The sequence below is a fragment of the Nitratireductor aquibiodomus NL21 = JCM 21793 genome, from assembly GCF_000615975.1.
GTDB lineage: Bacteria > Pseudomonadota > Alphaproteobacteria > Rhizobiales > Rhizobiaceae > Nitratireductor > Nitratireductor aquibiodomus.
The window spans coordinates 1-16,900 of sequence record NZ_BAMP01000087.1; the positions used below are offsets into that span (position 1 = coordinate 1).

Consider the following 16,900-nt stretch of genomic DNA (forward strand, 5'->3'; position numbering starts at 1 on the left):
CGAGGCTGCCCAGCATGCCCGCGAGGCAGAGGCGCGCATGGCCGAGCTCACCCGGGCGCAGGCCGAACTTCAGGGGCGTATGGGCTCGATTGCCGAAGTGTTCGGCAGCCGGCAGGCGGAATTGACCAAGGCGCTGTCGGACCGGCTCGACGGCATGAGCTCGCGGCTTGGCCAGTCCATCACCGAGCAGACCAAATCGACGCACGAGAATCTCGCAAAACTGCAGGAGCGGCTGGCGGTCATCGACACGGCGCAGAACAACATCCAGTCACTCGCCGGTCAGGTGGTGCAGCTTCAGCAGATTCTTTCCAACAAGCAGACGCGCGGTGCCTTCGGCCAGTCGCGCATGGAGCGATCATCGCCGACGGCCTGCCGCACACGGCCTATGAATTTCAGGCGACGCTCTCCAATGGCAGCCGGCCCGACTGTGTGGTCAAGATGCCCAATGATGCACCATCTCTGGTGATCGATGCGAAATTTCCGCTCGAAGCGTGGAACGCCATCCGTGCGGCATCCGAAGGTGAAGGTGGTTCGCCCGAAGCCCGAAAGGCCGCAGAATCGGCGTTTCGCCGCGATGTCGAGGTTCACATCAAGGCGATCTCGGAGAAATATCTGCTGACCGGCGAGACACAGGACACGGCCTTCATGTTCGTGCCGTCAGAATCGATCTTTGCCGAGATCCACGAAAATTTCGAAAACCTCGTCCAGCGCGCCCATCGCGCCCGTGTGGTGATCGTTTCGCCATCGCTCCTGATGCTGTCCATTCAGGTCATTCAGGCAGTCCTCAAGGATGCGCGCATGCGCGAGCAGGCACATCTGATCCAGGCCGAAGTGGTGCGTCTGATGGAGGATGTCGGCCGGCTGGATGATCGGGTCCGCAAACTGCAGACCCATTTCATGCAAGCCAACAAGGACATCGACATGATCCTCACCTCGACCGACAAGGTCACCAAACGGGGTGCGAAGATCGAGGCGCTGGAGCTGGGCGCGGGCGAGGCCGAGAAGCCCGGGGCAAGCGACAATCGTCTCGCTCCCAAAAAGCCGAACGACGAGGGTGGACCGGGTTCCGGCCAGCTGCGCCTGCGCGTGGTTGATGAATAGTTCGAATATTTTCGAAATAGTGTTGACGGCGTGGATGCGAGCCTCTAGGCGTCCGCGGCATGGAACTTGAAACGGCATCATCCCAGCTAGAAGCCCTCGGCAACCCGGTGCGGCTACGCCTCTACCGCCTGCTTGTGCGTGCGGGCGATGAAGGCTTGGCCGTGGGCGCGCTTCAGGAGCGTTTGCCCATGCCCGCCTCCACGCTTTCGCATCATTGCAAGAAGCTTGTGGAGACCGGGCTGATCACGCGCGAGAGACAGGGCACCACGCTGATCTGCCGTGCGCATTACCCTGCCATGCATGCGCTGATCGGCTATCTGGTCAATGAATGCTGTGCCGACAGCAACTCCAGCTCTATCCCCGGGGAACATTGACCATGGCGCGTGCCCTGACCGCGGACCCCGGCTACCGGCGCATGATTACAGCGCTCGGCATTGCCAGATCTGTTCCTGGGGCTCGATCTTTTACAGTTTCCCGCTCATCGCTGAAGCGATGCGGATTGAGCTTGGCTGGTCAAAACCGCTTCTCTATGGCGGTGCCACGGCGGGCCTGATACTCGCTGCGCTCGCTGCCTATCCGGTCGGGGCGGCGATCGACCGGGGGCAGGGGCGCTGGGTCATGAGCGGCGCGTCCCTCATGGCCGGGCTTCTCTATCTCCTGTGGTCGCAGGTCGACAGCATCGCCCTGTTCTACGTGGTCGTTCCGCTGCTTGGCGCGCTGCAGGCGGCAACCCTCTATGAACCGGCCTTCGCTGTGCTCGCCCGCCGCGTCGGTGCACTGGAGGCCCGGCGCGCCATCACCGCGCTGACATTGTGGGGCGGCTTCGCCAGCACCGTGTTCGTGCCGCTTGTTCAATGGCTTATCGACACGCTCGACTGGCGTGGCGCGCTGATGGTGCTGGGCGTAATCAACGCCTTCCTGTGCGCCAGCCTCTATTTCGCGGTGATCGACCCCACAAAAGACAGGCCGAAAGAGCCGGCAAGGGACACCGGAACGCCCGAACTCGCCGGCCGCGCTGCAGTTTCCTGGGCGTTTCGTCAGCCGGTCTTCTGGGCGCTGGTGCTCTTTCTCGTGCTTTATGCCGGCGTTTTCTCCAGCCTGAGCTTCCACATCTATCCGCTGCTTCTGGAGCGCGGGCTGAGTGCCGGCGAAGTCGTCAGCATCGTCGCCGTCATCGGCCCGGCGCAGGTTGCCGGTCGCATTGCCATCTGGACTTTTGCGCCTGACGCGCCCGTCCGCCGCATCGGCGCGATCATGGTGGGGGTCTTTCCGCTGGTGCTCCTCGGCTATGCTTTCGCCCCACCGCACATACTGGTTATCGCTGCCATTGCCGCATTCTATGGCGCCGCCAATGGCATGATGACAATCGTGCGCGGGCTGGCCGTGCCGGAAATGCTGAGCCGCGAGGCCTATGGCGCGATCAACGGCGCACTCATCACACCGTCACGCATGGTGGAGGCGCTGGCCCCGCTTGGCGTCGCAGCACTTTGGGCGGCAAGCGGCGGATATGACCTTTATCTGATGCTCGCTTTCGCCGCGACACTGGTCATGGTCGGGGCGTTCTGGATGGCGGCTTTTCTGGCCCGCCCAAAATTTCCGAAAACGGCCTGAAACGGAAGAATTCCGTTCCAGAGCCATGATTTTTTTCGAGATTCCAGCCGGATTTCCGGAAAAGCAGGCCTAGCCTGAGAACCGCTCCGTCAGCGCGTCAAGAGCCGCCTGGTCAGACGCGGATCGCTCCCGAAGTGCTGTCACGAGACAGGCCTCGGAGCGCAGGATCACACCGTCATCGAGCACCTTCAGATGGTTGGCCGTGAGCGTCGATCCGGTCGAGGTGATATCGACGATCACGTCGGCCGAACCTGCTGCCGGCGCGCCTTCGGTCGCACCGAGGCTTTCCACGATCCGGTAGACCTGAATGCCGTGCTTCTGGGAAAAGAACTGCTGGGTCAGCCGCCAGTATTTCGTGGCGATCCTGAGCCGGCGTCCGTGCCGGTGGCGGAAATCGGCTGCGACATCGTCGAGATCGGCCATGGTCGACACGTCGAACCAGACCTCCGGCACCGCAACCACCACGTCTGCGCGACCAAAGCCCAGCCTTGCGGCGATCTCCACCTTGCGCTGCCAGTCGGGGATGGTCTCGCGCACGAGGTCCTCGCCGGTCACGCCGAGATCGACCGTGCCGCGCTCCAGTTCGCGGGCGATTTCGGATGCGGAAAGGAAGGCGATCTCGACACCGTCCACGCCTTCGAGCGTGGCGCGGTAGCGCCGGTCGTTTTCCGGCAGGTGGACGGTCAGACCGGCCTTTTCGAGCTGTGCCAGCGCGTTTTCCTTCAGGCGGCCCTTGGAGGGCAGGGCAAGGGTGATGCTCATGCCGCCGTCTCCTTCAGACCTGCCACGCGGTCGAGCCAGATGGAAAAGCCGACGCCGGGAATGGGTGTTTCTGCGCCCAGAAGGGTCAGAAGCCGGTCATAGCGCCCGCCGCCGGCCAACACCGTGCCTGTGGGAGAGGCGATCTCGAACACGAAGCCGGTGTAATAATCGAGCGGACGGCCAAAGCCGGCATCATAGGTCAGCGCCTCGAGCGGCAGGCCCTCGGCAGAAATCCGCTCAGCGCGCGCGGCGAAGGTTTCGAGCGCATCGTCGAGGATCAGCCCATTGTCTGCGGCGAAGGCCGAGAGCCGCTCGCCGGCCTCGGCAAAGGGCACGCGCATGGAAACGAAAGCCTTCAGCGCGCTCATGGCTTCGTCCGTCAGCCGCACGCTGCGCAGTTCCGCCTTCTCAATCAGCCGCCGGGCGATCTCCTGCGGGGCACGACCGGCAGAAGGAGAAATCCCGGTTTCGTCCATCACCGTGCCGACATGCCCGGCAAGGGCAGCCTCGTCGCCCCGCGCCACAAGCCCGGCAACCGCGCGTGGCAGATTGGCTGCCCCCTGCGGGTTGGCCAGATCGTCGAGGGCAACCTGCAGAAGCTTTTGCGAGCCGAAGGCGCGGGTCAGGCGCATCTGCCAGCCGCGCGGCAGGCCAAGGACCGAAAGCACCGCCTCGAACACGGCCTGATCCCCAAGCGTGACGGACAGCGCATGGCCCGGCAGAACGCGCGTCAAAAGCACATGCGCGTCGCCCAGCGAGCGGGCGTCCGCGCCGGCGCGGTCGCTCGCACCAAGGTCCTCGATGCCGGCCTGAAAGAACTCTGCCCCGCCTTCGCGCTGCTGGCGGAACACTTCACCCAGATAGGCGTAGCGCTGCGGCGTGGCGGCGCGTTTTTCGATATGGTCGCGGCAGACGGGAATGGTGAATTCCGGCCTGAGGCAAAGATTGGCGCCGGTCTCGCTCTCCGTCAGGAAGATGCGGCGGCGCAGGTCTTCGCCGGCCATATCCAGAAACGGATCGGCCGGCTGGATGATGGCAATGTCGGTCAGCGCCGCCTCGCGTTCGGCAAAGAGCGCGAAGATGTCGTCGGCGAAGTCAGGTGCGCGCAGGGTCATTGGGGCGTGTCCCCGAAGAAGGCGACGTCCGTCATCCCGGCCGACCGGAGGGAGAGCCGGGACCCATTGAGAGGTGCGGCCGGCCACCGCAGAAGAAGCCCGCCGCGCTGACGGGTGCCAAGATCGGAACCGGGCCGCGCACTGTCGCGGTCTTCCAATGGGTCCCGGCTCTCCCTCCGGTCGGCCGGGATGACGGCGTTGGCATAGGCAGCTTTCATCACGCAGCCCCGCCGGCCTGCGCGGCAAGCATTGTGCGCACGGTTTCCAGCAGCGCTTCTTCCTTGACCGTCATCTGCGCCACGCGCGCTTCGCGCCATTCCTCATTGCTTTCGATCTCGGCGGAAAGCTTCTTGCCCTCGATCAGATCCTTGATCTGCACCTCGCCATTGGCGCGCTCATCCGCGCCCTGAATAATGGCCAGCGGCGAACCGCGGCGGTCGGCATATTTCAACTGATTGCCGAACTTCTTCCAGTTGCCCTGATACATCTCGGCGCGAATGCCGGCGTTGCGCAGGGTCTGCGTGAACTGCTGGTATTTCGCCATCGCCTCCGTGTCGCCATCCATGACGGTGACGAGGACCGGCGGCAGGACGGGATCCTGACCAAGCTTGCCGAGATTCTTGAGCGCGGTCGCCAGTCGCGACACGCCGATGGAGAAGCCGGTCGCTGGCACCGGCTGGCCACGGAAGCGCGAGACGAGCCCGTCATAACGCCCGCCACCGCCAACGGAACCGAAGCGCACGATCTCGCCCTTCTCATTGGGGATTTCAGCGGTCAGCTCGGCCTCGAAAACGGGGCCTGTGTAGTATTCGAGGCCACGCACGACGGAGGGGTCGAGCTTAATACGATCGGTTCCATACCCAGCACTTGTAACGAGGTTGTATATCAACCCTAGTTCTTCTACGCCCTCTCCAAAAGTCTTATTATCAATGACAAAGTTATGATTGAATGGATAATGCTCGGATGTGCTTCGCAGGCGGTAGACAGTTTGGCGAGGCTCAAGAACGCCCGATCCAACGCTCGTATCTGTGTCTACTTCAGCATGGAGCAATCCAAGGATTTGCATCTGTTGACCCAGCGTCAACCCCGCACCCTTAGTAAAATCGCCTTCGCCTTCCTTGCCGCCGTCCCAGCGGCCGGGGCCGAGAAGCAATTTCACGCCTTCCGGTCCGAACTTGTCCAGCTTGTCGATGGCCCGCAGCACGATCAGCTTCTGCGCGTCGTCGGAAACGCCGATGGCCTCCATCACGCCGTCGAGCACCTTGCGGTTGTTGACGCGGATCACATAGTCGCCGCGCGCAATGCCGAGCGCCTCCATGACATCGGCCATCATCATGCACATCTCGGCATCGGCGGCGACGCTTGGGGCACCCACCGTGTCGGCGTCGAACTGCATGAACTGGCGGAAACGGCCCGGTCCCGGCTTCTCGTTGCGGAACACATAGCCCGCCCGATAGGTGCGGTAGGGAAGCTGGATGTCGTTGAAATTCTCTGCCACGTGCCGCGCCAGTGGGGCGGTCAGGTCGTAGCGTAGCGAGAGCCACTGCTCGTCATCGTCCTGAACGGAGAACACGCCTTCGTTGGGCCGGTCCTGATCGGGCAGGAATTTGCCGAGCGCGTCGGTGTATTCGAAGATCGGGGTCTCTACCGGATCGAAACCGTAACGCTCATAGACTTCGCGGATCTTCGCGCACATCTCGTCCACGGCGCGAATGTCGCTCGCATGGCGGTCGACAAAGCCGCGTGGGAGCCTCGCCCGGGTCTTGTCAGCCTTTTTCGCCATGTCGAAATCCGTCCGTGAAAAGAAGAAAACCGCGCCCTGAAAGGGGGCGCGGCTGTCCTAGCCGATCAGAACCGAAGCGGCAAGGCCGCCCGGCGTCAGCCGACGATGCGCAGGTTGGAAAGCTCGTCGCCAATGGCCTTGAAGGCATCGTCCAGATCGCCGCCCGTGGCGTTCCAGAAGAGTTTCACCGGCTTGCCATTGCCGTCCTTGCGCGTGCGCGAGTCCGAGGCGCAGGCCTTCAGCGCATCGATCTGCTTCTTCTCGGTAGAGTCGCGACTGTCGAGGTCGAGCGCAACCGTCATCACGATGATGCTGTCGCTCTTGGCGTTCTCGCAGATGGCGCTCATATGGCTGGTCATCGCCGCCGAGTAGTTGCTGTTTGAATAGTTGTATTCGCTGACACCGGTGGCGCCCTTGAAAAGACGGCTTTCGCCTGCCCGGTTCCGCACATAGCCATAGTTGGAATAGATCGACTTCGAACCGGCGAGGTCGTTTCCGCCGTAGCGGTAATTGGAGCCGGAATAGCTCTGCGCGGTGATGCTTGTGGGCGTGTAATAGGTGTTGGCGCCGTCTGTCAGGACGATCACCACCTTGTCATTGCCTTTTTCGGTGTCCGGGCGGCCCTCGCTGAACGGCGCGCGGCCCGAAACCACCCGCCAGCCCCAGGCGAGACCTTCGGTGACATTGGTTGCGCCGCCCGCATCCATGCCGTCGATGGCGGTGTTGATCTTGTTCAGTCCCTCCACCTTGCCGACGTCAGTCAGCGGCGTGATCGGCCTGGTGGTGCAGCTCGCATTCGGTCCTTCGTCGGCGTCGGTTGCGGCCGTCTCCGAAGGTTTGAAGTATTTGGGCATGTAGGCGAGATCCCTTGCGGGGCTTCTTCCCACATTGTCATCGTCATCCCACCAGTTGTTGTTGGCTGGGCGCCTCCATCCGTCTGGTTCGTTTCGTCGGGCGCGAACATGGGAACGAAATAAGTCTCGGGCCTGCTGTTGACCGGCGCATCGTCGTTCAGATTGTACGGGTAGGGGCGCATCTCAACACAGCCGCTCCAGTTTGTGTAAGAAGCGGTGACGTCGACGTCTTTGTAAATCCAGCCTTCCCTGTAGCAGCGTCCAGCCCAGGAATACGTGCAGCCCCACTCGCGCTCGCGCTGGGTGCCCACGATCCGCTTCATCTCGTTGTAGAGCGTGAACCGCGTGACCTTCTGGTCTTCCTCTTCACCCCAGGCGCTGCCGCGTTTGTAGTAAACGCCACCGGAAAATTCCACGCGCTTGTCCGGATTGTCGTCCTTCATGGTCGACCAGTCGAAATTCTCGTGGTGAATGGGCGAACGCCCGTCCGTGTCCATCCAGCTTGCACCGGCATTGTCCGCGCCCACATTCACGGATGCCGCAAACGGGACCACGCCGAACTGTACCGGCTTCTCGATCTGCTTCATCTGCGCGCCTTCGGCGGCGATGGTTTTCACCAGTTCCTTGGCAGCCTTCTTCAGGATTGCCAGACGCTTCTCGAAAGAGCCCGTCGATGTGTAATCCATGGACCCCGAGTTATCGAGCACGAGGGCCACTTCCAGCGTGTTCTTGAGCCGGACCTCGCTCTGTGCGCGGAAATCGATCTTCTGTTCCGCATCGGCAGCCTCCCCGCGCAGCTTCTGAAACACCGGATAGAAGATCGGGGCGTATTTCAGCTCCGCTTCCAGCTTCAGCGTGCCGCCACCGGTGTTCTGATTGGGCAGGGTGACCACGAGTTTCGTGTTCTCAGGCTTTACGGCGCCGAGGTTCGCCTGGAAGAAATCCAGGGCGTAGGCCTTGGCTTCCCCGTCGGTGGCACCCTGGGTGAGATAGCGGGCAGTTGCGATTCCGGCCGCATCCAGAGCGTTGAGCGTCATCTGCCGCTGGCGCGAAATCTGGCTGTAGTCCACCACGAGGGCGGCAACACCCATGATCGGCGCCATGGCCAGAACCGTCATCATGGCGAAGTTGCCGCGACGGTCATGCACGAATTTTCTGAGCATTTGTGCCACCCCAATTTCAGTGCTGGCCCAAAATCGCCCTTGAGTGCTTAACCGGTCGTAACTGGTGCGATCGCGGGTGTTTTCTTGGTTCCCGCCGGGTTAACCCCCTGTTGCAAATGCGTGGCAATTTGCCCGTGCCGATAAAACCGGGTGACAGCGAAGGCCGCATCCGATAATTCCCGGCCTGAGCCATTCCCGCCCATCCTGAAATGTCTGAGACGACCCGTTTTCCCATGCCCCAGGCCTCGCAGATCATCGATACACTCGACCGCCTTACCGGTTCCTATGACGCCGTCCTGTGCGATGTATGGGGCGTGGTTCACAACGGCGTCAGCGTTTTTCCTGAGGCGTGCGCAGCGCTTTCGCGGGCGCGTGCCGCCGGCAAGGCGGTTGTGCTGATCACCAATTCGCCTCGTCCGCACCGGGGCGTTGAGGAGCAGCTTGGCGTGCTTGGCGTTCCCGATGACGCATGGGACCGTGTCGTGACATCCGGCGATGTCACCCGCGACCTGATCCGCACCGCGCCGCGCCGTCTTTTTCACATCGGACCGGACCGGGACCAGGCAATCTTCGACGGCATCGACGTGGATCTTGTCGAGGATTTCGAGGCGTCGGGCGTGGTGTGCACGGGGCTGTTCGACGACGAGAACGAGACGCCCGAGGATTATGCGGAAATGCTGGAGCGCCTCAGGATGCGCGACCTTCCGTTTATCTGCGCCAATCCCGACATCATCGTCGAACGCGGCGACCGGCATATCTGGTGCGCCGGCGCGCTGGCGCGCGACTACGGTCTTCTGGGCGGCCGCACGCTGATTGCCGGCAAGCCGCATCGTCCGATCTATGAGGCGGCGTTCAAGGCGGCTGGCGAGATCATGGGGCGCGAGCTTGCGCGCGACAGGGCGCTGGCCATCGGCGACGGTGTTCTGACGGATGTGAAGGGCGCGGATCAGTATGGCATTGACGTGCTCTTCGTCACCGATGGCATCCATGCGCGCGAATATGGCAACGGCAAGGGGCCCGAGCCCGAGCGGCTCGCCGCGTTTCTGGAAACGCACGGCCACAATCCCGTGGCGGCCATTCCGCGTCTCAGATAGGGTGCGCGCGTGGCCGGTCCGATCAAGCGCATTGCATATCTGAAGGATTTGCCCGCCGCCCGGCGCGGCGGTGTGGTCGCCATCGGCAATTTTGATGGTGTGCATCGCGGGCATCAGTCAGTGCTCGAACCCGCGCTGGAGATCGCCCGGCGCGAAAGCGTGCCGGCGCTCGTTCTCACCTTCGAGCCGCATCCGCGCCAGGTCTTCCGGCCCGATGTCCCGCTTTTTCGCCTCACGCCCGCGCCCATGAAGGCCGAACTTCTCGGCGCGCTCGGCTTTGATGTGGTGGTCGAACAGAATTTCGACCGCGCATTCTCCGGCCTGTCACCGCAGGAATTTGTCAGCTCCGTGCTGGTTGCGGGCCTTGGCATCACCCATGTGGTGACGGGTTTCGACTTTCATTTCGGAAAAAACCGGGGCGGCACGCCCGAACTCCTCGCAGCCGCAGGAAAGGAAAACGGTTTCGGCGTCACTGTGGTCGATGCCTATGCCGACGAAGGCGGGGCGGTCATCTCCTCAAGCCGCATTCGCGGTCTTCTGGCGGAAGGCGAGGTGGCGGAAGCGGCCGGCCTTCTGGGCTATCGCCATACGGTGGAGGCCGAGGTGAGCGGTGGCCAGAAGCTTGGCCGCACGCTGGGCTTCCCAACCGCGAACATGGCGCTCCCGCCTGAGACCGATCTGCGCCACGGCATCTATGCGGTGCGCTTTCGCCGGGCCGATGGCACGCTGCACAATGGCGTTGCCAGTTTCGGCCGCCGCCCGACCGTGACGGAAGAGGGCGCGCCGCTTCTGGAAACCTTCCTGTTCGACTTCGACGGCGATCTCTACGGTGAAACCTGCTCGCTCTCGCTGTTTTCTTTCCTGCGCGGCGAGGAGAAGTTCGACGGGCTCGATCCGCTGGTGGCGCAGATGAAGCGCGACGAGGCGGAAGCCCGTGCGCTGCTTGCCGGGGTGAAGCCCATATCCGCCCTCGATACGGCGCTCGCGTTCGACGGGCTGGTCGTGTGAGGCCATTCGCCTCTTTATTCTTGGCGCAGCGTCGGCTAAAAGCCGTTCCCATGATGACACGCGCCGGTTTCATACCGATTGCCATACGAATTATTGGCCCGGCCTTCCGTGCGGCCTGAGTGCTGCGGAAGGTCCGGGTTTGCCGCGCGTCAAACGCGCATTTTCCGATTTTCCATAATAGCTATGGCGAAGCCTTCGACGCTTTGCCCACCTCACGGCGATAAAATGACCGATACGTCCGAAAAGATCGACTATTCCAAGACCCTCAACCTGCCGCAGACCGAGTTTCCCATGCGCGCCGGTCTCCCGAAGAAGGAGCCCGAGATCGTCGCCCGCTGGCAGGAGATGGACCTCTACCGCCTCCTGCGCGAGGACGCGGCGGGGCGCGAAAAATTCGTGCTGCATGACGGCCCGCCCTATGCCAATGGCAACATCCATATCGGTCATGCGCTGAACAAGGTTCTGAAGGACATCATCACGCGCTCCTTCCAGATGCGCGGCTATGATTCCAACTATGTGCCGGCTGGGACTGCCATGGCCTTCCGATCGAATGGAAGATCGAGGAACAGTACCGCGCCAAAGGCAAGAACAAGGATGAGGTTCCGGTCAACGAGTTCCGTCAGGAATGCCGCGAGTTCGCCAGCCACTGGATCAAGGTGCAGTCGGAAGAGTTTCTGCGTCTGGGCATCGAGGGCGACTTCAAGAACCCTTATACGACGATGAACTTCCACGCCGAGGCACGGATCGCCGGCGAGCTGTTGAAGTTCGCCATGTCCGGCCAGCTCTATCGCGGCTCCAAGCCGGTGATGTGGAGCGTGGTGGAGCGGACCGCACTCGCCGAGGCGGAAGTGGAATACCAGGATGTCGAAAGCGACATGATCTGGGTGAAGTTTCCGGTCGTTGGTGCCGAGGGCATTGGAGGAGCGGAAGGCGAAGCCGCTATCTCTGATATGCTCAAGGCCAACGTGGTGATCTGGACCACCACGCCATGGACGATCCCCGGCAACCGCGCCATCGCTTATTCCCCGCGTATCTCTTATGGTCTCTTCGAGGTTACCGCAGCGGAAAACGATTTTGGCCCGCAGGCCGGTGAAAATCTGATCTTCGCCGATGCGCTGGCAGAAGAGTCTTTCGCCAAGGCGAAGCTTGAGTACAAGCGTTTGCGCGATGTGTCCGCAGAGATGCTTTCCAACCTCGAATGCGCCCACCCCCTCAAGAGCCTTGGCGGCGGGTATGATTTCACCGTGCCGCTGCTTGCCGGCGATCACGTGACCGACGATGCCGGTACGGGCTTCGTCCACACCGCTCCCGGCCATGGCCGCGAGGATTTTGATGCCTGGATGGATGCGGCCCGCGATCTTGCGGTACGCGGCATCGATCCGGCCATCCCCTTCACCGTGGACGACGCTGGCTACTTCACCAAAGACGCGCCGGGCTTCGGTCCGGACCGCGAAGGTGGTGCGGCGCGCGTCATCGACGACAAGGGCAAGAAGGGCGACGCGAACAAGGCCGTGATCGAGGCGCTGATCGCGCGCAACATGCTTTTCGCACGTGGGCGGCTCAAACACTCCTATCCGCATTCATGGCGGTCCAAGAAGCCAGTCATCTTCCGCAACACGCCGCAATGGTTCGTCTATATGGACAAGGACCTTGGCGACGCTTCAACGCTGCGCTCCCGCGCATTGAAGGCCATCGACGAGACCCGTTTCGTGCCATCTGCGGGGCAGTCGCGCTTGCGCGCCATGATCGCCGACCGGCCCGACTGGGTGCTCTCGCGCCAGCGGGCCTGGGGCGTGCCGATCTGTGTGTTTGCCGATGAAGATGGCAATGTGCTGCAGGACGAAGCCGTCAACCAGCGCATTCTCGACGCCTTCGAGGCCGAGGGCGCGGACGCGTGGTTTGCCGAAGGAGCGCGCGAGCGCTTCCTCGGCGAGCGCGCCGGCGAGCCTTGGCAGCAGGTCATGGACATTCTCGATGTGTGGTTCGATTCCGGCTCCACCCACACCTTCACGCTGGAAGACCGGCCGGACATGAAATGGCCCGCCGATGTGTATCTGGAAGGCTCCGACCAGCATCGCGGCTGGTTCCACTCTTCCCTGCTGGAAAGCTGCGCGACGCGGGGCAGGGCGCCTTACGACACCGTCATCACCCATGGTTTCACCATGGCGGAAGACGGCCGCAAGATGTCGAAATCGCTCGGCAACCAGACTTTTCCGCAGGACATCATGAACCAGTCGGGCGCCGACATACTGCGCCTGTGGGTCGCCACCACCGACTACTGGGAAGACCAGCGTCTCGGCAAGGCGATCATCCAGACCAATGTCGATGCCTATCGCAAGCTCAGAAACACCATCCGCTGGATGCTCGGCACGCTGGCGCATGACACGGGTGAAACCGTGCCGCTGGCCGAGATGCCGGAACTGGAGCGCCTGATGCTCCATCGTCTGGCCGAGCTCGATGAGCTGGTGCGCAAGGGCTATGACAATTTCGACTTCAAGCGCATCATCCGCTCGCTGCTCGATTTCATGGTGGTCGAGCTTTCGGCGTTCTACTTCGACGTCCGCAAGGACGCGCTCTACTGCGATGCGCCTTCGAGCACGCGCCGCAAGGCTTCGCTCCAGGTGGTGCGCACCCTGTTCGACTGCGTCGTGACATGGCTTGCGCCCATGCTGCCCTTCACCATGGAGGAAGCATGGCTTGAGCGTCACCCGGATGCGCGCTCGGTGCATCTGGAGCAGTTCCCCGCCGTGCCGCAGGAATGGCGCGATGCAGCACTTGCCGAGAAGTGGCGGAAAATCCGTCAGGTCCGCCGTGTCGTCACCGGCGCGCTGGAGATCGAGCGCAAGGAAAAGACCATCGGTTCCTCGCTGGAGGCAGCCCCGGTCGTCTATGTGAACGATGAGGCTTGCAGCAGGCGATCGCCGACCGCGACATGGCCGAAATCTGCATCACCTCTGGCATCGATATCCGCCATGAGGCACCGCCGGCGGATGCCTTCAGGCTGGACGAGGTGCCGGGTGTCGGCGTCGTGTTTGCGCGGGCTACGGGCGAGAAATGCGCGCGTTCCTGGCGCTACACGGACGATGTGGGGTCCGATCCGGAATTTCCGGATGTGTCGGCGCGCGACGCGGCTGCGCTGCATGAACTCCAGGCGCTCGGCCGCCTTTGAACGGTTGGCGGGGGAAGCTTCGGCACGGCCGATTGCTTCCCGCCGCCTCCTTCGCTACAAATGCCGCCGGGTTAAGGATGCCACGTTGTCGCCGGATTCGTGCGCGACATGCGTGATTTGAGTTTCCCGACGGTCTGGTACAACGGGACGACAAGCAGAATGCATTGCCTTGCCGGCAGCGTTCTGGGAGAGAGGTGGCAGTGAAGAGAACGGAAACCACAACGTCGCGGCGTTCCGCGCGCATGGTTGCGGCTTCGGGCACTTTGTGCCTCTCGGCCGTTCTTTTGTCCGGTTGCATCGGTGCACCGACTTACGGAACCGACAAGCCTGCCGATCAGCAATTGCTCGAAGATGTCACCGGCGTTCTGTCGCTTGGCCCGAAGGACAAGCAACGCGTCGAATACAAGCCGCGCGCGGGCATTGTCATGCCTTCTTCGACGGAGGTTCTGCCGCCGCCGCAGGAAGACGTTGCCTCCGCCGGCAACCCCGCCTGGCCCGAATCGCCGGAAGAGCGCCTCGCACGCATTCGCGCGGAAGCGACCGAGAATCAGGACAATCCGTTCTACAAGTCTCCCATCGAGCGCGACATTGGTGTCAATGCGCGTAATGAGGATGGCTTTGTGAACCCGGAAATGGCCAAGAAGCAGCGCGAAGAATACTTCAAGCGCCGCGCTGCCACCGCGCAGGGAAACCCGACCACCCGCCGCTATCTGAGCGATCCACCGGTCAACTATCGTCAGCCCGCCGACAGCGCGCCCACAGGCGAGCTCGGCGAGGATGAGGCCAAGAAGGCCCGCGCCGCAAAACGTGCCGCGCAGAAGGATGGCGGCGGTTTCGACCTGCGTCGTCTGTGGCCCTGGGGCTCCTGATGGAAGTTCCGAGAAGCGGGCCGTGCGCCCGCTTTTCTTTTTAGCGCTGCTGCCTGAAAAAGCGCCTCAGCAATGCAGCGGCTTCCGCCTCGCCAATGCCGGGATAGACATCCGGTGCGTGATGGCATGTCGGCTGTGAGTAGAAGCGCGCGCCATTGGTCACCGCTCCGCCTTTCTCGTCGCCGGCTCCGAAATAGAGACGGCGGATGCGGGCAAAGGAGATCGCGGCAGCGCACATCGCGCACGGTTCAAGCGTGACGTAGAGATCGGCGTCGACCAGCCGTTCCGAACCCAGAAGATCGCAGGCCGCGCGGATAGCGACGATTTCCGCGTGGGCGGTCGGGTCGTTGCATTCGCGGGTGCGGTTTCCCGCGCGCGCGATCACCCTGCCTTCATGCACGATCACCGCACCGACCGGCACCTCGCCACGTTCTGCGGCAAGGCGTGCTTCTTCGAGTGCTGCATCCATGAAGCTGGTGTAGTTCGCTTTCGTCGGTCTCATCAATCTTTTTGCTCGCAACTGGCGGTGCGAATTGATACCTAGAGCGCCAAGCGCCCGGAAGGTGCTCAATCTTGCTATTTTCAGCATTTATGCGCACGTCAGGTGATTCCACCTGACTGCAAAATGCTATAGCCGCCTCTATAGCATCGGGTGCGAATTCGGAATCGATTTTCCTGCAGTCCGATCTCTGATTAAAACACTGGAGTGGTTCCGGCGCATGGGGCGCAAGACGGAATCCCAGGGCAAAAGGCCATCATGACCAAAGACCGACCCAACGACACCAAGCGGGAAAAGAAACCGGGCAAGCCGGGCAACGCCAGGGACGCGACCCCGAAGGAGGCCGACAAGGCGGGTGGCGAGCGCATTGCAAAGCGTCTGGCGCGCGCGGGCGTTGCCTCACGCCGCGATGCCGAAGCGATGATCGAGGCCGGCCGCGTTACGGTCAACGGCAGGGTTCTTGATTCTCCGGCCTTCAATGTGAGCGCTTCCGACCGCATTCTGGTGGACGGAGAACCGCTGCCGGCGGTTGAGCGCACGCGGCTCTTTCTCTTCCACAAGCCCGGTGGCGTGGTCACCACCAACCGCGATCCGGAAGGCCGCAAGACCATCTTCGATGCACTGCCGGAAGGTCTGCCGCGTCTGATCACGGTCGGTCGTCTCGACATCAACACGGAAGGTCTGATCGTCCTGACCAATGATGGCGGGCTGGCGCGCGCGCTGGAACTGCCGGAAACTGGCTGGCTGCGCCGCTATCGCGTGCGCGTGCATGGCAAGGTCGATGCCACGGCGCTCGAAGGCCTAAAGGACGGCATCGCCGTGGATGGCGTGTTCTATGGCGCGATCGAGGCCACGCTCGACCGCGAGCAGGGCAGCAATGCGTGGCTGACGCTCGGCCTGCGCGAAGGCAAGAACCGCGAGGTCAAGAACGTGCTCGGCGCGCTGGGGCTCGAGGTCACGCGCCTGATCCGCATTTCCTACGGCCCCTTCCAGCTCGGCACGCTGGGCGAGGGTGAGGTGCAGGAGGTCAAGGGCCGCACCCTGCGCGATCAGCTTGGCGAACGCCTGATCGAGAAGGCGGGTGCGAATTTTGACGCACCCATCGTCAATCCGTTCTCCAACAAGCCGGTTCGCGCCGAACGCAAGCCACGCGACGGCGACGCGGAGGAGAAGCAGGGTGGCCGCGAGCGTGAGGGTGGCAAGACCTTTGTGAAAAACCGCAAGCGCGACCGCGAGGAAAAACGCGAGGCCGCGCGCGACCGGCTCCAGACTTCACGTCCCGGTCGTCGTGAAGAGGAGCGCGGACCGCGCCAGAACCGCGGCAGCCATGTGTGGATGGCGCCCGGTGCGCGCCCGCAGGGAAAGCGCAAACAGGTCGCTGCCGAAGCGGAGGCCGACGAGCGAGCGCAGAAGCCACGCAAGCCGCGCCGGGAAGGGCCCGCTCCGGCACGTGGCGACAAGCCGTTCCGTTCACGCGGGGACAAGCCATTCGACAAGGATCGTCCGGAGCGGGGCGACCGCGCGCGCGGTGGCGACAGGCCCCGTTTCTCGAAAAGCGAAAACCCTGCCGGCGAGACGCGGGAGGGCAGGCCCTTCCGTTCACGCGACGACCGCCCGGCTTCTGGTGACAGGCCTCGTTTCTCGAAGGGTGGCAAGCCAGGCGGAAAACCTGGCGGAAAGCCCGGAGAGGAGAGGCGTTTCGGCAAGCCCTCCGGAAAGCCGGCAGGCAGGTTCTCGGGCAAGCCGGGTGGCGGATCGCGCCCCGGCAAGGGACGTCCCGGCGGCCGCAAGCCCGGCAAACCCGGCGGGGAAGGCTGATCCATGCGGATTGTGGGCGGGGAGTTTCGCGGCCGCACGCTGGCGGCGCCGAAG

The 16,900-nt window shown here is 63.0% G+C and carries 12 protein-coding genes and 2 pseudogenes; 8 read left to right on the top strand and 6 right to left on the bottom strand.

The features are described from left to right. From JCM21793_RS26945 to JCM21793_RS26950, 3 genes and pseudogenes are all read left to right on the top strand, one after another. Window positions 1-1,101, top strand: a pseudogene (locus JCM21793_RS26945) (DNA recombination protein RmuC); the annotation flags it as partial. A 59-nt stretch (window positions 1,102-1,160) separates the two neighbouring features. Beyond that, window positions 1,161-1,475: an ArsR/SmtB family transcription factor gene (locus JCM21793_RS18605; protein WP_025031325.1), complete on the top strand. Its 315-nt coding sequence runs from the start codon at window positions 1,161-1,163 to the stop codon at window positions 1,473-1,475. 118 nt (window positions 1,476-1,593) lie between these two features. Next, window positions 1,594-2,712 (top strand): MFS transporter, encoded by a 1,119-nt coding sequence (locus JCM21793_RS26950; RefSeq protein ID WP_244439867.1) that lies wholly within the window; start codon window positions 1,594-1,596, stop codon window positions 2,710-2,712. 69 nt (window positions 2,713-2,781) lie between these two features. On the opposite strand, the gene hisG is transcribed toward JCM21793_RS26950, so the two are convergent. The 5 genes from hisG to JCM21793_RS26955 all read right to left on the bottom strand — a co-directional run bounded on the left by hisG (window position 2,782) and on the right by JCM21793_RS26955 (window position 8,389). After that, the gene (hisG, locus tag JCM21793_RS18615; protein ID WP_025031326.1) at window positions 2,782-3,474 is read right to left on the bottom strand and encodes an ATP phosphoribosyltransferase; all 693 of its coding nucleotides are present in this window, start codon (window positions 3,472-3,474) and stop codon (window positions 2,782-2,784) included. Beyond that, the gene (locus JCM21793_RS18620) at window positions 3,471-4,589 is read right to left on the bottom strand and encodes an ATP phosphoribosyltransferase regulatory subunit (protein WP_025031327.1); all 1,119 of its coding nucleotides are present in this window, start codon (window positions 4,587-4,589) and stop codon (window positions 3,471-3,473) included. Before JCM21793_RS18620 ends, hisG begins: the two co-directional genes overlap by 4 nt. A gap of 217 nt (window positions 4,590-4,806) precedes the next feature. Continuing rightward, window positions 4,807-6,372 carry a histidine--tRNA ligase gene (hisS, locus tag JCM21793_RS18630; RefSeq protein ID WP_025031329.1) on the bottom strand — a complete coding sequence of 522 codons (1,566 nt, stop codon included), beginning with the start codon at window positions 6,370-6,372 and terminating at the stop codon, window positions 4,807-4,809. Window positions 6,373-6,467: 95 nt separating this feature from the next. Further along, window positions 6,468-7,226 carry a vWA domain-containing protein gene (locus JCM21793_RS31305; RefSeq protein ID WP_306306775.1) on the bottom strand — a complete coding sequence of 253 codons (759 nt, stop codon included), beginning with the start codon at window positions 7,224-7,226 and terminating at the stop codon, window positions 6,468-6,470. Continuing rightward, window positions 7,133-8,389 (bottom strand): pilus assembly protein, encoded by a 1,257-nt coding sequence (locus JCM21793_RS26955; RefSeq protein ID WP_306306776.1) that lies wholly within the window; start codon window positions 8,387-8,389, stop codon window positions 7,133-7,135. The genes JCM21793_RS31305 and JCM21793_RS26955 overlap by 94 nt, the downstream gene beginning before the upstream one ends. A 233-nt stretch (window positions 8,390-8,622) precedes the next feature. Between JCM21793_RS26955 and JCM21793_RS18640 the strand changes: the two genes are divergently transcribed. The 4 genes and pseudogenes from JCM21793_RS18640 (at window position 8,623) to JCM21793_RS18655 (ending at window position 14,529) form a co-directional block, all read left to right on the top strand. After that, the gene (locus JCM21793_RS18640) at window positions 8,623-9,483 is read left to right on the top strand and encodes a TIGR01459 family HAD-type hydrolase (RefSeq protein WP_036540846.1); all 861 of its coding nucleotides are present in this window, start codon (window positions 8,623-8,625) and stop codon (window positions 9,481-9,483) included. A 9-nt stretch (window positions 9,484-9,492) separates the two neighbouring features. Further along, the gene (locus tag JCM21793_RS18645) at window positions 9,493-10,491 is read left to right on the top strand and encodes a bifunctional riboflavin kinase/FAD synthetase (RefSeq protein ID WP_025031331.1); all 999 of its coding nucleotides are present in this window, start codon (window positions 9,493-9,495) and stop codon (window positions 10,489-10,491) included. A 225-nt stretch (window positions 10,492-10,716) separates the two neighbouring features. Then, a pseudogene (ileS, locus tag JCM21793_RS26960) lies at window positions 10,717-13,660 on the top strand (isoleucine--tRNA ligase). Between the two features lie 200 nt (window positions 13,661-13,860). Beyond that, window positions 13,861-14,529, top strand: a complete 669-nt coding sequence (locus tag JCM21793_RS18655; RefSeq protein ID WP_025031332.1) for a hypothetical protein — start codon at window positions 13,861-13,863, stop codon at window positions 14,527-14,529. A gap of 40 nt (window positions 14,530-14,569) precedes the next feature. Here the strand turns inward: JCM21793_RS18655 and JCM21793_RS18660 are convergent, their stop codons facing one another. Beyond that, entirely contained in the window at window positions 14,570-15,031 is a 462-nt protein-coding gene (locus JCM21793_RS18660) for a nucleoside deaminase (protein ID WP_007010070.1), read from the bottom strand. Between the two features lie 255 nt (window positions 15,032-15,286). On the opposite strand from JCM21793_RS18660, the gene JCM21793_RS18665 reads away from it, so the two are divergent. Next, window positions 15,287-16,846, top strand: coding sequence for a pseudouridine synthase (locus tag JCM21793_RS18665; protein ID WP_025031334.1), 1,560 nt, complete (start codon window positions 15,287-15,289; stop codon window positions 16,844-16,846). Window positions 16,847-16,900: the final 54 nt, after the last annotated feature.